Here is a 17,882-nt window from a genome sequence, read left to right on the forward strand (position 1 = left end):
CCTAGGAGTCGGTGCAGACAGGGGGAAGGGACCCCCGGGGTCAGACGTGTGCTCCGAGGGCCGTGGCGCGGGGTACGGACAGCCGGGGCGGGCCGCGCCGGGAGAGGGCGTGCGCGAGGACGACGGTGTGCGGCCGCCGCCCGCTCCGCCGGGCCCTGCGGAGCGGGCGGCGCGGGGTCTCGGCGACGCGGACGTGCGCGAACAGCGGGCGCAGGGGGGTGAAGGCGTACGCGAGGGCGGCTCGGGCCAGCGTGAAGAACGCCGCTTCGCCGTGGGCCAGCCAGAGGCCGCAGAGGAGGGCGGCGATCAGGTGTACGGCGAGCATGCCGGTGTCGACGTCGATGTCGATGTCGATGTCGAATCCGATGCCGGAACCGGTGCCGAATCCGAATCCGGCGCCTGGGCCGGAGAGCGTGTCCGTGGTCGCGCCCGTGCCGTGCGTCGCGTGCGTCCCCGGCATGCCGATCATGCCGTGCGGGTGCGTCGTCGGCGGACGGCCCGTGTCCCCGGGGTGGGAACCGGCCATCGAGAAGATCAGGTGCAGTCCGCCCTGGAGGGCGAACAGCGCGCCCGCGATCGTCGGCGCGCCCCGGCGCCGGCCCGCCGCCGCCCACGCGCCGACCGCCGTCACCACGAAGGCGGCGAGCAGGCCGAGCGCCGGAAGCCGGTGCGCAGACATGGACGAATGCCCCACGGCCGCCAAGCTGACGCACACCACCGCGAACAGGGCGGCTCGCAGTGCGCGCAGGGGCGACCGGGCATCCGTCATCGTCCGACATGGTGTCACCCCGCCGCGCGGCGCACGAGACCCCGGTCCCCTGTCGTTCCTCCCGTGGCGGAATCCTCCCGGAGCGGAAAGCGCTGGCCCCCCGCCGCGCCGCCGGGCAGGCTCTGATCATGAAACTGCTGATGCTCGGAGGTACGGAGTTCGTGGGCCGCGCGGTCGTCGAGGCCGCGCTCGGACGGGGCTGGGAGGTGACCGTCTTCCACCGGGGCCGGCACGCGCCGCCGGCGGGGGTCACCTCGCTGCTCGGCGACCGCACCACCGGTCCTGACGGCCTCACCGCTCTCGCCACGGGTTCCTGGGACGCCGTCGTGGACACCTGGTCGGCCGCCCCCTCGGCGGTGCGGGACGCGGCCCGGCTGCTCGCCGACCGGGTCGGGCGGTACGCGTACGTGTCGAGCCGTTCCGTGTACGCGTGGCCGCCGGCCGCCGGACTCGACGAGGACGGACCGCTGGTGGAGGGCTCCCCGGACGCCGGGGACGTGCCGTACGCGGAGGCCAAGCGCGGCGGCGAGCTCGCCGCCACGGCCGCCTTCGGCGCGGACCGGACGCTGCTCGTCCGCGCGGGCCTCATCGTCGGCCCGTACGAGAACGTCGGCCGGCTCCCCTGGTGGCTCGGCCGGATCGCGCACGGCGGCCCGGTCCTCGCCCCCGGCCCCGCCGACCTGCCGATCCAGTACGTCGACGGCCGTGACCTGGCCGAATGGACGCTGGACGCGGTGGCCGCCGGGCTCTCGGGTCCGTACAACCTCGTCTCGCCGCCCGGCCACACGACCATGGGCGAGCTGCTCGACGCCTGCGTACGGGTCACCGGCTCGGACGCGGAGCTCCGCTGGACCGATCCCGGGACGCTGCTCGCGGCCGGGGTGGAGCCGTGGACGGAGCTGCCCGTGTGGCTGCCGCCGGGTGAGATGTACGACGCGATGCACACCGCCGACGTCTCCCGGGCGCTCGCGGCCGGACTGCGCTGCCGGTCCGCCGAGGAGACGGTCGCCGACACGTGGGCATGGCTGGAATCGCTCGGCGGGGTCGCGCCGCGCCGACCCGACCGGCCGCCGGTCGGCCTCTCCTCCGCACGGGAGGCGGAGCTTCTCGCGAAGCTCTCGGTGGGGTGAGGAAACAGCTGGAACTGCCCGAACAGGGGTGATCCCGTACGGTCGAGACGAACGCGTACGAACCGGAGGAGTCGCCGCATGCCCGCCATCCCCGCCGTCTCCGTCGCCAACCTCAGGGATCTCGGCGGCCTGCCGCTCGGGGCCGGGCGTTCCGTCCGTCCCGGTCTGGTCCTGCGCTCCGCGCAGCTCGACCGGCTCGATCCGGCCGAACCCGCGATCGCCGGCCTCGGTCTCCGTACGGTCGTCGACCTCCGTACGGAGTCCGAGCGCGGTCAGCGGCCCGACCGGCTGCCCACCGGCACGCGGCTGCTCGTCGCGGACGTGCTCGCCGACCACCTGGCCGTCAGCGGGCTGCCGCCCGCCGCCCGCCTGAAGGAACTGCTCACCGACCCGGCGCTCGCCGAGGAGCACCTCGGCGGGGGCCAGGTCCGGGCGGCCTTCGCCCAGACCTACCGGACCTTCGTCTCCAGCGACTCCGGCCGCGCCTCCTACCGCACGCTCCTCACCGAACTGGGCGCGCCGGGTGCCGGGCCGCTGCTGTTCCACTGCGCGGCGGGCAAGGACCGGACGGGCTGGGCGGCGACGGTCGTCCTCGGTCTGCTCGGCGCGGACGAGAAGACGGTGCGGAGCGAGTACCTGGCGGTCAACACGGCGGTGCGGCAGGCGTTCGCGCCGATGATCGAGGGGTTCACGGCCCAGGGCGGCGACCCCGACCTCGCGCTCGACCTGATCGGGGTCCTGCCGGAGTACCTGGAGGCGGCGCTGGACGAAGTGGCGCTCCGGCACGGGTCGATGGAGAAGTACGTACGGGAGGGGCTTGGCGTCCCGGACGAGGTGACGGAGCGGATCCGCGAGCGGCTCACGGTGTACTGACGGTGTCCTGGGGCCGGGGGCTCCGCCCGGCGCGGCGGGACCGCCCCGGACCGGGGTGACCATCGGAAGAATCGCTCGTTCTGCTGAACGTGAGCACCCAGGATCTCGTTCCCTCGCCCGTGGGCCCCGTCGACGTCGAGCAGGCCGAGGCCGCGCTCGTCGAGCGCTATCCGCGTCTCGTCCGCATCGCGTACCTCGTGCTGCCTCCGGCGCTCGGCCGCAACCGCCGGGTCCTGACCGCGCACGCGCTCGTCCAGCGTTCGCTGCCGCGCCGCCGGGTCCCGGGCCCCGCCGTACCGGAGCCGCGGCTCGCGGAGGACGCGGTGGACCCCGGCTACGCGTACGTACGCGGCGAGGTGCTGCGGCAGGCGCTCGTCGCCGGGCTGCCGCTGCGGCGCCTGGCGCTGCCGCGCCGGGCGCAGTTCCCGCCGCTGCTCCCGCACGTGTGGGGGCTGCGGCTGTTCCCCCGGGTGGGCGGCGCCGACGAACTCGCCCTGGACCAGCGGCTGTCCCGGCTCTCCGGTCCGGGCCGCGCGGCCTACGTCCTGCGCGGCCTGGAACGCCAGGGCGACCCCGAGGTGCTGCGGGTGCTGGCGTCGGTCGGCGTCGAGGACCCGGCGGCGGCGCTGGCGGAGGCGGAGGCGGTGGACGAACCGGAGGCCGGGACCCCGGCCGGGGTCCCGGCCCCGGAGAGCCGGGCCGCCGGGCCGGCCGGGAACCCCGACGCCGCCGACGGCTCCGGCCGGGACGGGCGTACGGGCAGGGTCGGCGGGCAGGCAGGACCCCGGGACCCCCACGGACCCGGCGGACCCGGGAAGACCGGGGGCGGGGGTACGGGGGGAGCCGGGCAGCTCGGCCGGGACCCCGGCCCGGACGGCCGCGCCGACAGGGTCGGCGAGCAGGGTGGTCCCCGCAGGGGCGGCGGCCGGTCCGGGAACGGCACCGACGCCCTGGGCCGGGACGGACACGCGAGCACCGGCGGGACCGGCCGAACCCACGGCGCCGGCGGGGCCGACCGAGTCCACGGCACCGACCGACCCGCGGCCGCCCACGACACCGGCCGACCCGCGGCCACCCACGACGCCGACCGGGTTCACGGCACCGGCGGCCCCACGATCCCCGGGGGCATCGCCGGTCCCGCCCGCTCCGGCCGTGTCAGTGGGGCCGCGTTGCTCGAATCCGACGAGTTCGATCCGTGTGCGCTTCAGGCCCGGCCCACCGATCTCCTGCGGCGGCGGCAGCACGGTCGTGCCGCGGTCGTCGCCGTCGCCGCGCTCGCCGTGTGCGGGGCGCTGCTCGGGCTGCCCGGGGACGGATGGGGCAGAAACGGTGCTGCGGCGCCCTCGTACGCCCGTAACCCGGCCGCCGAGGCCGCGCTCGACCCCGGGGCGCTCAAGCGGGTCGCCCCGGCCGCCTGGCCCGGTTCGACCCGGCAGGACTTCTCCGTGTGGCCCGCCCGTGGCGGTCTGACCGGGGACAGCGCGCTGCTGCGCAGGGCGCTCGCGGTCTGGGCGAGGCCCGGCGCCTCCGTGCGCTCGTCGGCGACGCCCGGGACGCCGGTGGGCCCGCCGATGGGGCCGCCGCAGCTGCTGTTCGCCGGTGTGGTGGACGGGGCCCGGGTGGTGCTCCTCCACGACGGGCTGCGGGCGGTGCGGTACGCGGAGCCGGTCGAGGGCGCGGCGGGCGCCGCGCTCGACTTCGCGCGGACGGACGGGGCCGACACCGTCGGTTCGGCTGCCCTCGTGCTCTCCCGCGCCGCGGGCAACGTCCGCTACCTGACGGCGCCCTGGGTGAAGGAGACGGCCGTACGGGATCTCCTCGCGCCCTCGAAGGATCCCCGGCCGCTGGTGCGGGACGCGCACGGAACGACCGAGCCGGTGCCCAGCCCCGCCGTCGCGAAGGGGTGCACCCGCTGGAACACCCTCCAGGTGCGGGACGGTTCGGGGCTGCGGCTCCTCGCCGACCTGGGCGAGCTGGCCCCCGCCCGGCTCCTGTGGGGCGCGCCGGCCGCGCCGGTGGACGCGACGGGACCCGAGGCGCGGGAGGCGTGGGCCCGTACGGCCTGCGGGCTGTCGGCGGTACGGGCGCACGGGGTGCGGTCGGTGAACGCCTGGCGGTTCGCCCGTCAGCCGCTCCCCGAGGGCGCCGGGCAGGGCACCTGGCTGTGCACGCGCGCGGAGACCTGGCGGGGGACGGGCGGCAGGGTCCTCGCCCAGTTCCTGGTCCCGTCGCCCACGGTCCCGGCGGCGCTCGCGGCCCGCTCCGAGGGTTCACCGGCCTGCGGGGTGCGGGATCCCCGGGTCCTGGCGGGCGTGCTGTGGCAGGCGCCGAGCGGCGGCTGGTACGTCCTGGCGGCGGGCGGCCCGGACTTCACCGCCCTGGAGGTCTCGGGCGGGGTGAAGGGCCGCTCGGACGGCCCGGTCCTCGCGGTGAAGGCGAGGGCGGGCGCGCGTGCGGACCTGGACGGCACCCTGCGGGACGGGACGCGGGTGGGAGCCCTGCGCTGAGTGGGCCCGCCTCCTCCCGTGCTCCCCTCCCCCGCGGCCAGAAAGACGCCGCACGAACCTGTCGCCACCGCCTACCCCTCAGTACATTGACGGCATGTCTAATACGCAGCCTGCACCGGTGGCGTCGGAGCGCGTCGAGCTCAAGGCCCGCAAGGTCTCCTTCGACTGGGAGGAGACCCCGCTCCACTGGGTACCCGGCGATCCCTTCACCACGCACACCATCAACGTGCTGCACCTGCTGCTCCCGGCCGGCGAACGCTGGTTCGTGCACGTCTACAAGCAGGCGCTGCCGTACATCACCGACGACCGGCTGCGCGCGGACGTCATCGGCTTCATCGGCCAGGAGGCCGTCCACTCCCAGGCCCACGACGACGTCCTCCCCCACCTCCGCGAACAGGGCCTCGACCCCACCCCGTACACCGCGCAGGTCGACTGGTTCTTCGAGAAGCTCCTCGGGGACCGGACCCTGCCGCCGGGCCGGCCGCGCCGCTGGTGGCTGATGGAGCGGGTCGCGATGATCGCCGCCATCGAGCACTACACCGCGTTCCTCGGCAACTGGGTCCTCAACGCCGACGAGCTCGACCGGGTCGGCGCCGACCCCGTCATGCTCGACCTGCTGCGCTGGCACGGCGCGGAGGAGGTCGAGCACCGCTCGGTCGCCTTCGAGCTCTTCATGCACCTCGACGGCGGCTACCGGCGCCGCGCCCGCACCTGGGCGCTCGCCTTCTCCGCGCTCGTCTTCCTCTGGCAGCGGGGCGTCCGCTTCTTCATGGAGAACGACCCCAGCCTCCTCGACGGCAAGGCCTCCTTCGGCCAGTTCGTCCGCAAGGGCCGGCAGGGCGTGCTGCCCTCCACGCCGGACATGCTGCGCTCCATACCCCGCTACCTCAGCCGCGCCTACCACCCCTCCCAGGAGGGCGACACCGCGCAGGCCACGGCCTACCTAGCCGCCTCCCCCGGCGCCAACGGGGGCCGCTGATGCCCCGGTTCGCCACCGTCGCCCTCGTCACCGGCGCCGCCCTGCTCGTCCGCCGCGCCGTCCGCAGCCGCATGTCCACGGCCCCGCTGTGGCCGATGCCCGCCCTCGACGAACCCGTGTCCGGGTACGGCAGGGGCAGCACCGTCCCCCGCAAGGCCGTGGTGACCGGGCGCGCCACACCCGCCGACGGTGTCGTCGAACTGCGCCTGGAGGGACGCGACCTGCCCGCCTGGCAGCCGGGCGCCCACGTCGACCTCGTCCTGCCCTCCGGCCTGGTACGGCAGTACTCGCTCTGCGGCGACCCGGCCGACCTCTCCTCGTACACGGTGGCGACGCGCCTCATCGAGGAGGAGCAGGGCGGCCGGGGCGGTTCGCGCGAGGTCCACGAGCGGCTCCACGAGGGCGTGGAGATCGAGATCCGGGGCCCGCGCAACCGCTTCCCGCTGGCCGACGCCCCCGCGTACGTCTTCGTCGCCGGCGGCATCGGCATCACCCCGGTCCTGCCGATGCTGCGCGCCGCCGAGGCGGCCGGGGCGGACTGGCGGCTCGTGTACTGCGGACGGAGCCGGGCCACGATGCCGTACCTCGCGGAGGTCGGGGCACTGGGCGGCGACCGCGTGACGGTGGTCGCCGAGGACGAGTCGGGCCGCCCCGACCTCGGCTTCCTCGCGCACGTCCCCGACGGGACCCTCGTGTACTGCTGCGGCCCCGACGGTCTGGCGGACGCGGTGACGGCGGCGATGCCGGAGGGCCGGGCGCCGCGCCTCGAACGCTTCTCGGCCGCGGCGACGACCGGCGGCACCGCCTTCGAGCTCGAACTGCGCCGCTCCGGCCGTACGGTGACGGTGGCGGCCGACCGGTCGGTCCTCGCGGTGGTACGCGAGGAGGTCCCCGGCGTCATGTACTCCTGCCGGCAGGGGTTCTGCGGGACCTGCAGGCAGCGGGTCCTGGAGGGCGAGGTCGACCACCGGGACGAACTGCTCACCGACGCCGAACGGGACGACTCGATGCTGATCTGCGTCTCGCGCTGCGCGGGGAAGCGGCTCGTGCTCGACCTCTGACCGCGGTCCTACGGCAGGATCAGCCAGTCGAAGGCCAGCGCGGCGAGGAGGCCTCCCACCAGGAGCCAGGTGCCGAGCCGCGTACGGCCGTTGCGGGAGAGCTCGATCACGATCCCGCAGAGGATCATGGCGAGCCCGTACACGCCGACGACCAGGACGGACGTCCGGCTCGCGAGGCGGACGACGAGGACCACGGCCATCGCCACGAGCAGCACGGAGGCGGCGGCGACGCGCAACCGCCGCGCCTGCTTGGGGGTGAGCCCCGTCGAGGGGCCTTCCTCCTCGCCCTCCTCGTCCTCCTCGTCCACGCAGACCTCGACGGCGACCTCGCCGTCCTCTGCGGCACGCTCCCCGGCGGAGTCCTCGCCGACTTCCTCTTCGGAGGTCTCTCCGGAGGTCTCTCCGGCCTCAGGGGCCCCGGGGGCCCCGGCGGTCTCGGCGGCCTTGGTGTCCTGGTCGGAAGCGCTCATGAGGCAGCAGCGTAACGGACCCCGTTAGGCTGTTCGTATGACGACCGGGGTGCGCCGCAGGATGGGCGTCGAGGAGCGCAAGCAGCAGTTGATCGGGGTGGCTCTCGAACTCTTCAGCCACCGCTCTCCCGACGAGGTCTCCATCGACGAGATCGCCGCCGCCGCGGGCATCTCGCGGCCGCTGGTCTACCACTACTTCCCCGGCAAGCAGAGCCTCTACGAGGCGGCGCTGCGGCGGGCGGCCGACGAGTTGGCGGCCCGGTTCGTGGAGCCGCCGCAGGGGCCCCTCGGGGCGCGGCTGCTGCGGGTGATGGGCCGGTTCTTCGACTTCGTGGACGAGCACGGTCCGGGGTTCGCGGCGCTGATGCGGGGCGGTCCCGCCGTGGGTTCCTCCACGACGAACGCGATGATCGACGAGGTGCGGCAGGCCGCGTACGAGCAGATCCTGGCGCATCTGGAGGTCGGGAGGCCCTCGGCCCGGCTCGAGTTGGTCGTCCGCTCGTGGGTGTCGCTCGCCGAGTCGACGGCGCTGCTCTGGTTGGACGGACGCCGGGTCCCGCGTGCGGAGCTGGAGTTGCAGCTCGTGCACGACTTCGCGGCGCTGGCCGCGGTGAGTGCCGCGTACGACCCGGAGATGGCGGAGATCCTCGTCGGCATCCTCGCCGACGAGCCGGCCGACGGCCCCTTCGGGGAGCTGGTGGCCCGGCTCGTCGCGCTGGTGCCCGCGGTGTCCGCCGGGTCCGCAGTGTCCGATCAGCGGCCCGAGGCGTCCGTCGTACCCGATCAGCGCTTGCGGTAGGACGATTCGAGGTCACGGACCTCCACGGAGAGCCGGACGCCCTCGGTCGCCTTCACGTACGCCGGCAGCAGGTCGAGGACGGCCTTCGAGAGCCGTGCCTTGACCTCGTCGGTACGGCCGAACAGCAGGGCGATCTCGACGTGCACGATGACGTCGTCCGTCGATCCGTCGCCGACGACCAGCTCCTCGACCTCCCGGAAGCGGGTCTTGCAGGAGCCGAGCTCCGTGTCGACCGTCTCGACGACGAGCGGGTGCAGGGCGAGCGCGAAGCCGCGCCGGTCGAGGGGCGCGGAGTAGTCGACGGTGATCTGCGGCATGGGGTCACTCCCGGCCAGAGGGATACGGCTGTCGGATGTCTGGCCACACCTTTACGGTGATCGCCATGACAGCACAAGTGACCTTCCGGCAGGCGGACAAGGACGATTCCGGCCTGCTGGTGGAGATGTACGACGGCGCGGCCCGCTGGATGGTGCGGAGCGGGATAGACCAGTGGAAACCCGGCGGGAAGAGCGCCGAGCACTTCCGGGGGCGCGTCGCCGCCGGTGAGGTGTGGCTGGCCTGCCACGAGGGCCGGGCGGTCGGCGCGTACGAGCTGTGGTGGGAGGACGAGCAGGCCTGGGGGCCGCGGCCGCCGGTCGCCGGCTATGTCCACCGGCTGATGACGGTCCGGGGTGCGGCGCCCGCCGGGACCGGGCGGGCGCTGCTCGCGCACGCGGAGCGGCGGATCGCGGCCGCCGGGCGGACCTTGGCCCGGCTGGACTGTCTGACGAACAACCCGCGGCTCCGTACGTACTACGAGGCCGCGGGCTACCGTGCCGTCGGCGAGGAGCCGGGAAAGCTCGCCGCCGACGGCACGCGTTACGGGGTCACCCTGATGGAGCGCCCGGTCACCCGGCCTTGAAGACCGCCACCGTCCGCGCCGGGACCGTGAAGGTGCCCGAAGCGGCTTCGTAGGAGGCGGACTTGACGACGGTGTCGGCGCCGGCCGCCTGGACGGGGTGGAGGCCGTAGGCCTTGCCCGCCAGGTCGGTGACCTTCTGGGAGGTGCTCGCCGGGGTGGCGTTGAGGACGACCACCAGGTCACCGAGGCGCATGGTGATCACGCCCGGGGTCTCGGCGGGGCCGGAGAGCGGGAAGGTCAGCGCGGACTGCACCTGCCCGGCCGTGGCGAGGGAGAACGCCGGTTCGGTGGTGCGGATCTTCTGCAGGTCGCGGTAGGCGGCGGAGGCGCCGTCGATCTGCTCGCAGCCGACCGTCAGGGCCGGGTTGACGAGCAGCGGCTTTCCGTAGCCCCACTTGGCCTTGTTGTCGGGGGCCGGCGGGAGGCCGATGCCGAAGCCGTTGCCTTCGCGGCAGTCCCAGTGGATCGCGTTGAACCAGTCGCCGCTGTCGTACGAGTTGCGGTCGAGGGACTTGGAGCGGAGCAGGTCGGAGCCGGCCTGGGAGAGCGCCGGGCCCTGGGAGAGGGTGGCGGTCGCCATGGCGAGGACCTGCATGCGGGCCCGGTCGGCGGGGCTGGTGCCGGCCGGGAGCTTGAAGGCGAGGGCGTCGTAGAGGGTCTCGTTGTCGTGGGCGTCGGCGTAGGCGAGGGCCTCGCCGGGGGCGGCGGCGTATCCGGCGGGGGCGCCGTTGTAGTCGACCTCGGAGCCCTTGACCGTGCGCCCGGAGGTGTCGGTGAAGGTGTAGCCGGCGAGGTTGCCCGTGAGGCCGACCTTGATGAGGTCCTGGTAGTGGAGGAGGCGGGCCTTCTGCTGCTCGGGGCTGCCGTTGGCGGTGGAGGTGTTGGGGTCGGTGTAGAGGCCGGAGGCGAAGCCCTGGACGCCGGGGTCCTCGTCGAAGGGGCCGCCGCCGCGGACGGCGTCGCGGGCCCGGTCGGAGAAGGTGGCGATGCCGGTGCCGGCCATGTTCTTCTGGGTGGCCTGGACGAAGCGGGAGTCGTCGGCGATCTCGCCGAAGTTCCAGCCCTCGCCGTACAGGATGATCGCCTTGCCGTCGACGCCGTCCTTCTCGACGGTCAGGGAGTCGAGGGCCTCGCGGACGGCGAGGATGTTCTCCTTGGGGTGGTGGCCCATGAGGTCGAAGCGGAAGCCGTCGACCTTGTACTCCTTGGCCCAGGTGACGACGGAGTCGACGACGAGCTTGCCCATCATGGCGTTCTCGGGCGCGGTGTTGGCGCAGCAGGTGGAGGTGGCGACGCTGCCGTCGGCCTGGAGGCGCTGGTAGTAGCCGGGCACGATCCGGTCGAGGACGGACTTGTCGGACTGTCCGGCGGCGACGGTGTGGTTGTAGACGACGTCCATGACCGTGCGCAGGCCCTGGCCGTTGAGGGCCTGGACCATCTGCCGGAACTCGACCGTGCGGCGGGTGCCGTTCGGGTCGGTGGCGTAGGAGCCCTCGGGGACGGTGTAGTGCAGCGGGTCGTAGCCCCAGTTGTAGGCGTCCTTCGCCGCGGCCGCGGCGACGCAGGCCTGCTGCTCCTCGGAGTCGGGGGCGTAGACCTTCAGGTCACAGGCGGGCGTGGTCTGCTCGGACTTCTTCTCGGGGATGGTGCCGATGTCGAAGGCGGGCAGGAGGTGGACGTAGGAGGTGCCGGAGTCGGCGAGGGCCTTGAGGTGCTTCGAGCCCTTGCTGTCCTTGTCGGTGAAGGCGAGGAAGGTGCCCTTGTGGCCGGCCTTCGCCGTCGGGTCGGCGATCGAGAAGTCGCGGACGTGCAGCTCCTGGATCTGTGCGTCGCGGAGCGGTACGGCGGCGGGCTTCTTCAGGGACTTCCAGCCCCGGGGCGCGAGCCGGGTGTCGGTGAGGTCGACGGCGAGGCTGCGGGCGGAGTCGGTGGTGAGGGCGGTCGAGTAGGGGTCGGTGACCTTGTTGGTGACGACCTTCTGGACGGTGGGCGCCCAGACCTTCACGACGTAGCGGTACGGCTTGCCCGCCCAGGCCTTCGGGCCGGTGACGGACCAGACGCCGGAGGTCTCGTCGCGCCGCATGGGCACGGCCTTGCCGTCGAGTTCGAGGGCCACGGACTGGGCGGTGGGGGCCCAGACGGAGAGGGTGGTGCGGCCGGCGCGGAAGACCGGACCGAGCGCGGCCTTCGTCGCCTTCGCCGCGTACAGGTCGTCGAGGATTCCGGCGGTCTGGACGCCGGTGGCGGCGAGCAGGGCGCCGTTGGCGGCGCGCTGGGTGGCGATGAGCTGGCCGCGCAGGGAGTCACGGACGCGGTCGGCGTCGCGCGGGTCGACGGTGAAGGCCGGGTACTCCTCGAGGTGCGGGTACTTCGCCTTCTGGGCGTCGGTGAGGGCGGCCTGGTTCAGCCGGAGCCACTGGCCCTCGGTGTTCAGGGCGCCGTCGGTGACGGTGATCCCGCCGTCCTTCGCGTACACCAGCTGCTGGCTGGTGGCGTCGGTGGCCTTGACCTTCCAGACGACGGTGTTCCGGTCGATCCACTGGGCCTCGGCCTTGGCGAGGTCGAGGTTCGGGGCGCCGCCGACGGTCGGGAGCAGGTACTTCTGCTGTCCGGAGAGCGTCCAGATCTCGTGGCCGTAGGTGGCGAGGTCGAGGGACTGGTCGGTGGGCAGGTCCTTCTCGTCGCCCTTGTGGAGGATGTACGAGAGGGAGGTCGCGCCCTCGGTGAGCGGCACCTCGTAGACGGCGCCGTACGCGTCGGTGCGGACGGGCATGAGGGGCTTGGACCAGTCGGTGGGCTGGGCGGCGCCGGTCCAGGTGTGGAGGCCCCAGCCGTCGTAGTTCCCGTCCGGGCGCTGGTAGTGGATGACGGCCTTGGTCTTGTCCGGGGTGGCGGGGGCCGGGTTGGTGTCGGACTGTCCTTCGGCGCCCTGCGTGATCCAGACCTCGCCGGTGCGGCCGAGGGTGATGCTCCGCTGGGGGCCGTCGGCGGTGCCGTCCTTCTCGACGGTGTACGTGACGGTGGAGGCGCCTTCGGGGACCTTGACCCAGGCGAAGGCGCCGTGGGCGTCGCGGCCGGTGAACGCGGCCTCCTGGCCGGCGGCCTTCAGGGTCCAGCCGGTGTAGTCGCCGTCCTCGCGCTTGTAGTGGACGATCGCGTGGGTGCGTTCGACGGCGACCGGCTTCTCGGGGGCCGGGGGCGCGCCGGCCGTGGTGGCGGCGGTGGCGCTCGCGGTGCGGCCCGTGCTGTCGACGACGACGGCCTTGTAGCGGAGCGGGGTGCCGGCGGGGGCGGTGACGTGCTGGGTGACCTTGTAGGGGGCGTGGTCGGCGGTGCCGAGGGTCTGCCAGCGGCCGTTGCCGGTCTGGGCGGCGAAGACGACGCGGTTGAGGCTTCCGCCGGTGACGTCGGCGGTGAGTTCGACGGTGCCGGTGGCTCCTGCGGCCGGTGCCTCGAGTGACACGGCGGGCTTGGCGGCCGGGTCCGCGAGGGGCTTGTCGGCCTTGAGGACCACGGAGGAGAGGGCCGGGACGGTGACGGTGACCTTGCCGTCCTTCGCGGCGACGGCGCCCCGACCCCCGTACAGGGCACGGAAGTTCGCGGAGTCCACGGGGACCGTGACGGTCTTGTCCGTGGTGGCGCTGTTGGTGGCGACCAGGTACTCGGTCCGCGTCTTCGCGTCCGTACGGGAGAAGGCGTAGACGGAGCCCTCGGCGAGCCGCTCCTGCTGGACGCCGTCGCGGAGGGCCGGGTGCGTCTTCGTCAGGCGCGCCAGGTCGGCGATGGACCGGTAGACGGGGTGACCGGTGTCGTACGCGTCGCTCGCGTGGGTGCGGTCGGTGCCGAGCTGGTCGTCGTCGAGGTAGTCGGCCGACCGCGCGGCGAAGAGGGGCTGGCGGGCGTCCTTGTCGCCGCCGGCGCCGGTGAAGCCCTGTTCGTCGCCGGAGTAGACGACCGGGTTGCCCCGGGAGAGGAACATCAGCTCGTTGGCGAGCCGGGCCCGCCGGACGAGTTCGGCGTCGGTCGCGTTCGGGTTGTCCTGCTTGAGGAAGGTGCCGAAGCGGCCCATGTCGTGGTTGCCGAGGAAGGTGACCTGCTCGTAGGCGTTGGCCTTGTCGGTGGTGTACCGGTAGTCCTCGGCGAAGACCTTGGCGAGGCGGTCGGCTCCGGCGCCCTGGGAGGCGAAGGCGCGGGCCGCGTCCTGGAAGGGGAAGTCGAGGGTGGCGTCGAGCCGGCCCCGGGTGACGTAGGGGGCGGTGACGGTGGGGTCGGCGGAGTAGACCTCGCCGAACATGAAGAAGTCCTCGCGGCCGCGCTTCTTGGCGTACGCGTCGAGGGCGGTGGCCCACTGGGTCCAGAAGTCGAGGTCGACGTGCTTGACGGTGTCGATGCGGAAGCCGTCGATCTTGAAGTCGCGGACCCACTTCTCGTAGATCTTCTTCATGCCCTCGACGACCTCGGGGCGCTCGGTCCACAGGTCGTCGAGGCCGACGAAGTCGCCGTACTCGGCGGACTCGCCGACCCAGGTGGAGTCGCCCCGGTTGTGGTACATCGTGGGGTCGTTGAGCCAGGCCGGGACCTTGGTGTCCGCCTTCTCGGCGGAGCTGACGGGGGTGTACGGGAAGGAGTCCGCGTCGACCTTCCCGATGGCGTCCCGGTCGTCGAAGGGACGCCCTGAGGCGTCGAGGTAGGGGTGGGAGCCCTTGGGACGGTAGCCGTACTTCTTCTCCGCGTAGTCGACGGTGTCGGCGGTGTGGTTGGTGATGACGTCGAAGAAGACCTTCATGCCCTTGGCGTGGGCGGCGGCGATCAGCTTCTCCAGGTCCTCGTTGGTCCCGAAGTGCGGGTCGACCTGGGTGAAGTCGGTGATCCAGTAGCCGTGGTAGCCGGCCGAGGCGTCCTTCCCCTCCCCCTGGACGGGCCGGTTCTTGAAGATCGGCGCCATCCAGATGGCGGTGGTGCCGAGGCCCTTGATGTAGTCGAGCCGCTGGGTCAGGCCCTTGAGGTCGCCGCCCTGGTAGAAGCCCTTGTCGGTGGGGTCGAAGCCGGTCTGCGTACGGCTGCCGGTGAGGCCGCCCCGGTCGTTGGAGGTGTCGCCGTTGGCGAACCGGTCGGGCAGGACGAAGTAGAACTGCTCGCGGGTGAGGTCCTGGCGGGCGGGCTCGGCCGCGAGTGCCCGGTCGGACGGCGGGGCGGGGGGCCGGGGCGCGGCCGCTGCGGGGACGGCCGGCGCGAGGGTGGCGCACAGGGCGGCGGCGAGCGCGACCGCCGTTCTCTTGCGTATCACGGGGGTGCTCCCTGGAGGTACGGGAAGAGGGGGCCGCCCCGGCGGGGCGGCCCTGCGGAGGAGGGGGGGCGGCCAGGGCCCGGCAGGCGGGCCCTAGTTGCGGAAGGTGTCGTTCAGGACGGTCTGGCCCGACGCGGGCACGGTCGCGGTGCGGTTGGCGCCGGACTCCCAGGTGACGTTCCCTGCGGCGTCCTTGCGGATGTACTTGTACTCGAAGGCCGTGCCGGCGGGGAGGCCGACGGCGAGCTTCCAGACGGGGTACGCGGCCGGGTCGAGCTTCAGGGCGGTCGCCGGGTTCCAGTTGCCGAGCTCGGCGCGGTTGCCGGTGACGTAGATGTTCTGGCCGACCACGGTGGTGGCGTTGACGTTGAACGAGGCGCCGGCGGTGGCGGGCGGCGGGGTCGTCGGCGGCGTGGTCGGGGTGGTGCCGCCGCCGCAGCCGGTGGCGTTGACGTGCAGGGCCAGGGCGGTGTTGGCGCCGAGGGTGGCCGTGAACTGGCCGGACGAGTTCACCGTCACGGGCTTGTTCGACTGGACGTCGCAGTAGGCGCCGCCGGGCAGGGAGGTCTGGAAGGTGCGGGTGAGCGCCGAGGACTCGTGGTTGATGGCCACGTACGCCTTGGAGCCGCGGCCGAACGCGATGGCGTTGTTGCCGTTGTCCCACCAGTTCGTGACGGCCTGACCGCGTGCGGTGTTGCGGAAGGCCACCATGGAGGAGATCTCGCGCCAGGCGTGCTGGCACTTCCAGCCGTCGGTGTAACAGGCGTTCACCTGGCCGCCGTTGGGGGGACCGGCGTCCTTGTCGGTCCACTCGTAGCCGGAGTGGACGTCGGGGGAGCCGTAGGGCCAGGCGAGGGCGAAGACGGAGGCGAGGGTGTAGTTCGCGCCGTCCTTGTAGGAGAGGGTGTCGCCGCCGCGCTCGGTGTCGTGGTTGTCGACGAAGACGCCGGACTGGGCGGAGGGCATGTAGCCCCAGGCCTCGCCGAAGTTCTTGAGGTGGGCGAGCTTCTCGCTCTGGAGGATGCGCTTGAGGTCGCGGGCGTAGCGGAACTCCTGGACGTCTCCGCTGCCGAGGTACTCGCTCGGGGAGACGGCCTCGCCGGCGCCGTGGATGGCCTCCAGCTTCCAGTACGCGTTCGGGTTCGTCAGCCGGGACTTGATGTTGGCGAGGTCGGCGGCCGGCATGTGCTTGGCGGCGTCGATCCGGAAGCCGTCGACGCCCAGCGAGAGGAGGTCGTTGAGGTAGCCGGCTATCTTGCCGCGGACGTACTCCTCGCCGGTGTCGAGGTCGGGGAGCTGGACGAGTTCGCAGTTCTGGACGTTGCCGCGGTCGCCGTAGTTGGTGATCGAGGAGCGGCAGTCGTCCATGTCGGAGCCGGACCAGAGGCCCGGGTAGTCGTACTTGGAGAACGGGGTCCCGCCCGTTCCCGTGCCGGAGCCGTTCGCCATGTGGTTGATGACGGAGTCGGCGACGACCTTGACGCCCGCCGCGTGGCAGGTGTCGATCATCCTCTTGAAGGCGGTGCGGTCGCCGAGGCGTCCGGCGATCTTGTAGCTGACCGGCTGGTACGAGGTCCACCACTGGCCGCCCTGGAGGTGTTCCTGGGGCGGGGAGACCTGGACGTATCCGTATCCGGCGGGGCCGAGGCGGTCGGTGCACTCGCGGGCGACGGAGTTGAAGTTCCATTCGAACATCACCGCGGTGACGTCCTTCTCGCCGGGCGGGGTGGCCTGCGCCGGGGTGTTTCCCGTGACGGCCACAGCGGCGGCTCCCGCCACGAGGGCGAGTGCAGCGGCCACGGTTTTTCTGGCCATGCTTCCTCCTGTACGACGTCGGTGTCGCAGTCGGTGTAGCAAGAAGTTGCCGAAACCTTCAGCAACTGTTTTCAGCCGTGACCGTACGAGTGCCCCGGGGCCCGGTCAACCCTCCGGACCCCTCAACGCAAGTTGTTACGTAAGGGCTTGCGGGCCCACCTGCGAAAAGGCCGCCGCGGCCTTGGCCGGCGGCTGCGCGGTGGAGCCGCGGACGACCAGTTCCGGCTGGAAGACGAACTCCGTGCGCTGCACCGGATTGCCTTCGATCTCCTCCAGGAGCGCGCCGACGGCGGCCGTCGCCATGGCCTGGACGGGCTGGCGGACAGTGGAGAGCGGCGGGCTGGTGAAGGCGATCAGCGGCGAGTCGTCGAAGCCGACGACGGAGACGTCCCCCGGCACGTCGAGACCGCGGGCCCGGACGGCGCGGATCACACCGAGCGCCATCAGGTCGGAGGCGCAGACGATGCCCGTGCACCCCTCGCGGAGCAGGATCTCGGCGGCCGCGTGGCCGCCCTCGACGCCGAAGAGCGTGGGTCTGATGAACCGTTCCGCGTCCGCGCGTTCGACGCCGAGCAGCTCGTACAGCTCGGCGGTGAAGCCCTCGGCCTTGCGGCGGGAGGGGACGTAGCGGGTGGGGCCGATGGCGAGGCCGATCCGCTCGTGGCCCAGCTCGACCAGGTGCCGTACGGCCATGCGGGCCGCGGCCCGGTCGTCCGGGGAGACGAAGTTGGCGTCGATGTTCTCGTTGTAGCCGTTGATGAGGACGTACGGCACGCCCCGGGCGGTCAGCCGGGCGTAGCGGGCCGGGTCGGCGGAGGCGTCCGCGTGGAGCCCGGAGAGGAAGACGATGCCGGCCACCCCGCGCTCCACGAGCTGCTCGACGAGCTCGTCCTCGGTGGCGCCGCCGGGCATCTGGGTGCAGAGCACCGGCGTGTAGCCGTGCCCGGCGAGGACCTGCTCGACGACCTGCGCGAACGCCGGGAAGATCGGGTTGGTCAGCTCGGGCACGACGAGCCCGACGAGACCCGCGCTGCGGCGTTTGAGCCGTACGGGACGCTCGTAACCCAGCACGTCGAGGGCCGCGAGCACCTTGTGCCGGGTCGCGCCGGCCACCCCCGCCTTGCCGTTGAGGACCCGGCTGACGGTGGCCTCGCTGACCCCGGACTGGGCCGCGATGTCCGCGAGCCGCGGGGGGGGGGGGGGGCCCCCCCCCCCCCCGGGGGGGGGGCCACCCCCCCCCCCACCCGGGGGTGGGGGGGGGGCCCCCCCGCCGGCGGGGAGCCCCGAACAG

At 73.2% G+C, this 17,882-nt stretch carries 13 protein-coding genes; 7 read left to right on the plus strand and 6 right to left on the minus strand.

Annotated elements, in window-relative coordinates; genetic code table 11:
- Nucleotides 1-40: 40 nt before the first annotated feature.
- Complete coding sequence (locus ACFWUY_RS03065) at nt 41-679, minus strand: hypothetical protein (protein ID WP_384101369.1); 639 nt, start codon at nt 677-679, stop codon at nt 41-43.
- Between the two features lie 218 nt (nt 680-897).
- Between ACFWUY_RS03065 and ACFWUY_RS03070 the strand changes: the two genes are divergently transcribed.
- The 5 genes from ACFWUY_RS03070 (at nt 898) to ACFWUY_RS03090 (ending at nt 7,319) form a co-directional block, all read left to right on the plus strand.
- Entirely contained in the window at nt 898-1,899 is a 1,002-nt protein-coding gene (locus ACFWUY_RS03070; protein ID WP_384101371.1) for an NAD-dependent epimerase/dehydratase family protein, read from the plus strand.
- Between the two features lie 78 nt (nt 1,900-1,977).
- Entirely contained in the window at nt 1,978-2,772 is a 795-nt protein-coding gene (locus tag ACFWUY_RS03075; RefSeq protein ID WP_384101373.1) for a tyrosine-protein phosphatase, read from the plus strand.
- A gap of 89 nt (nt 2,773-2,861) precedes the next feature.
- The gene (locus ACFWUY_RS03080; RefSeq protein ID WP_384101375.1) at nt 2,862-5,279 is read left to right on the plus strand and encodes a hypothetical protein; all 2,418 of its coding nucleotides are present in this window, start codon (nt 2,862-2,864) and stop codon (nt 5,277-5,279) included.
- Between the two features lie 94 nt (nt 5,280-5,373).
- Nucleotides 5,374-6,258 (plus strand): metal-dependent hydrolase, encoded by an 885-nt coding sequence (locus ACFWUY_RS03085; RefSeq protein ID WP_384101377.1) that lies wholly within the window; start codon nt 5,374-5,376, stop codon nt 6,256-6,258.
- The gene (locus tag ACFWUY_RS03090; protein WP_384101379.1) at nt 6,258-7,319 is read left to right on the plus strand and encodes a PDR/VanB family oxidoreductase; all 1,062 of its coding nucleotides are present in this window, start codon (nt 6,258-6,260) and stop codon (nt 7,317-7,319) included. The genes ACFWUY_RS03085 and ACFWUY_RS03090 overlap by 1 nt, the downstream gene beginning before the upstream one ends.
- An 8-nt stretch (nt 7,320-7,327) precedes the next feature.
- On the opposite strand, the gene ACFWUY_RS03095 is transcribed toward ACFWUY_RS03090, so the two are convergent.
- The gene (locus ACFWUY_RS03095) at nt 7,328-7,789 is read right to left on the minus strand and encodes a hypothetical protein (protein ID WP_384101381.1); all 462 of its coding nucleotides are present in this window, start codon (nt 7,787-7,789) and stop codon (nt 7,328-7,330) included.
- A gap of 37 nt (nt 7,790-7,826) precedes the next feature.
- On the opposite strand from ACFWUY_RS03095, the gene ACFWUY_RS03100 reads away from it, so the two are divergent.
- Nucleotides 7,827-8,588, plus strand: a complete 762-nt coding sequence (locus tag ACFWUY_RS03100) for a TetR/AcrR family transcriptional regulator (protein WP_384101385.1) — start codon at nt 7,827-7,829, stop codon at nt 8,586-8,588.
- Here the strand turns inward: ACFWUY_RS03100 and ACFWUY_RS03105 are convergent.
- Nucleotides 8,573-8,905: a 5-carboxymethyl-2-hydroxymuconate Delta-isomerase gene (locus ACFWUY_RS03105; RefSeq protein WP_384101387.1), complete on the minus strand. Its 333-nt coding sequence runs from the start codon at nt 8,903-8,905 to the stop codon at nt 8,573-8,575. The genes ACFWUY_RS03100 and ACFWUY_RS03105 overlap by 16 nt on opposite strands.
- A 65-nt stretch (nt 8,906-8,970) precedes the next feature.
- Between ACFWUY_RS03105 and ACFWUY_RS03110 the strand changes: the two genes are divergently transcribed.
- Entirely contained in the window at nt 8,971-9,489 is a 519-nt protein-coding gene (locus tag ACFWUY_RS03110) for a GNAT family N-acetyltransferase (protein ID WP_384101390.1), read from the plus strand.
- On the opposite strand, the gene pulA is transcribed toward ACFWUY_RS03110, so the two are convergent.
- From pulA to ACFWUY_RS03125, 3 genes are all read right to left on the minus strand, one after another.
- Nucleotides 9,476-14,776: a pullulanase-type alpha-1,6-glucosidase gene (gene pulA / locus ACFWUY_RS03115; RefSeq protein ID WP_384101392.1), complete on the minus strand. Its 5,301-nt coding sequence runs from the start codon at nt 14,774-14,776 to the stop codon at nt 9,476-9,478. The genes ACFWUY_RS03110 and pulA overlap by 14 nt on opposite strands.
- A gap of 93 nt (nt 14,777-14,869) precedes the next feature.
- Nucleotides 14,870-16,591: a carbohydrate-binding module family 20 domain-containing protein gene (locus ACFWUY_RS03120; protein WP_384101394.1), complete on the minus strand. Its 1,722-nt coding sequence runs from the start codon at nt 16,589-16,591 to the stop codon at nt 14,870-14,872.
- A gap of 135 nt (nt 16,592-16,726) precedes the next feature.
- On the minus strand, nt 16,727-17,767 hold the full coding sequence (locus tag ACFWUY_RS03125; RefSeq protein ID WP_384101412.1) for a LacI family DNA-binding transcriptional regulator: 1,041 nt from the start codon (nt 17,765-17,767) through the stop codon (nt 16,727-16,729).
- Between the last annotated feature and the right edge of the window lie 115 nt (nt 17,768-17,882).

It is taken from the genome of Streptomyces sp. NPDC058664, assembly GCF_042716635.1.
In the GTDB taxonomy this organism is placed as follows: Bacteria; Actinomycetota; Actinomycetes; order Streptomycetales; family Streptomycetaceae; genus Streptomyces.

Coding starts and splice junctions, on each gene's coding strand:
- ACFWUY_RS03105 (WP_384101387.1), bottom strand. CDS start 8,905: ATGCCGCAGATCACCGTCGACTACTCCGCGCCCCTCGACCGGCGCGGC.
- ACFWUY_RS03085 (WP_384101377.1), top strand. CDS start 5,374: ATGTCTAATACGCAGCCTGCACCGGTGGCGTCGGAGCGCGTCGAGCTC.
- ACFWUY_RS03075 (WP_384101373.1), top strand. CDS start 1,978: ATGCCCGCCATCCCCGCCGTCTCCGTCGCCAACCTCAGGGATCTCGGC.
- ACFWUY_RS03090 (WP_384101379.1), top strand. CDS start 6,258: ATGCCCCGGTTCGCCACCGTCGCCCTCGTCACCGGCGCCGCCCTGCTC.
- ACFWUY_RS03070 (WP_384101371.1), top strand. CDS start 898: ATGAAACTGCTGATGCTCGGAGGTACGGAGTTCGTGGGCCGCGCGGTC.
- ACFWUY_RS03110 (WP_384101390.1), top strand. CDS start 8,971: ATGACAGCACAAGTGACCTTCCGGCAGGCGGACAAGGACGATTCCGGC.
- ACFWUY_RS03100 (WP_384101385.1), top strand. CDS start 7,827: ATGACGACCGGGGTGCGCCGCAGGATGGGCGTCGAGGAGCGCAAGCAG.
- ACFWUY_RS03065 (WP_384101369.1), bottom strand. CDS start 679: ATGTCTGCGCACCGGCTTCCGGCGCTCGGCCTGCTCGCCGCCTTCGTG.
- ACFWUY_RS03120 (WP_384101394.1), bottom strand. CDS start 16,591: ATGGCCAGAAAAACCGTGGCCGCTGCACTCGCCCTCGTGGCGGGAGCC.
- ACFWUY_RS03095 (WP_384101381.1), bottom strand. CDS start 7,789: ATGAGCGCTTCCGACCAGGACACCAAGGCCGCCGAGACCGCCGGGGCC.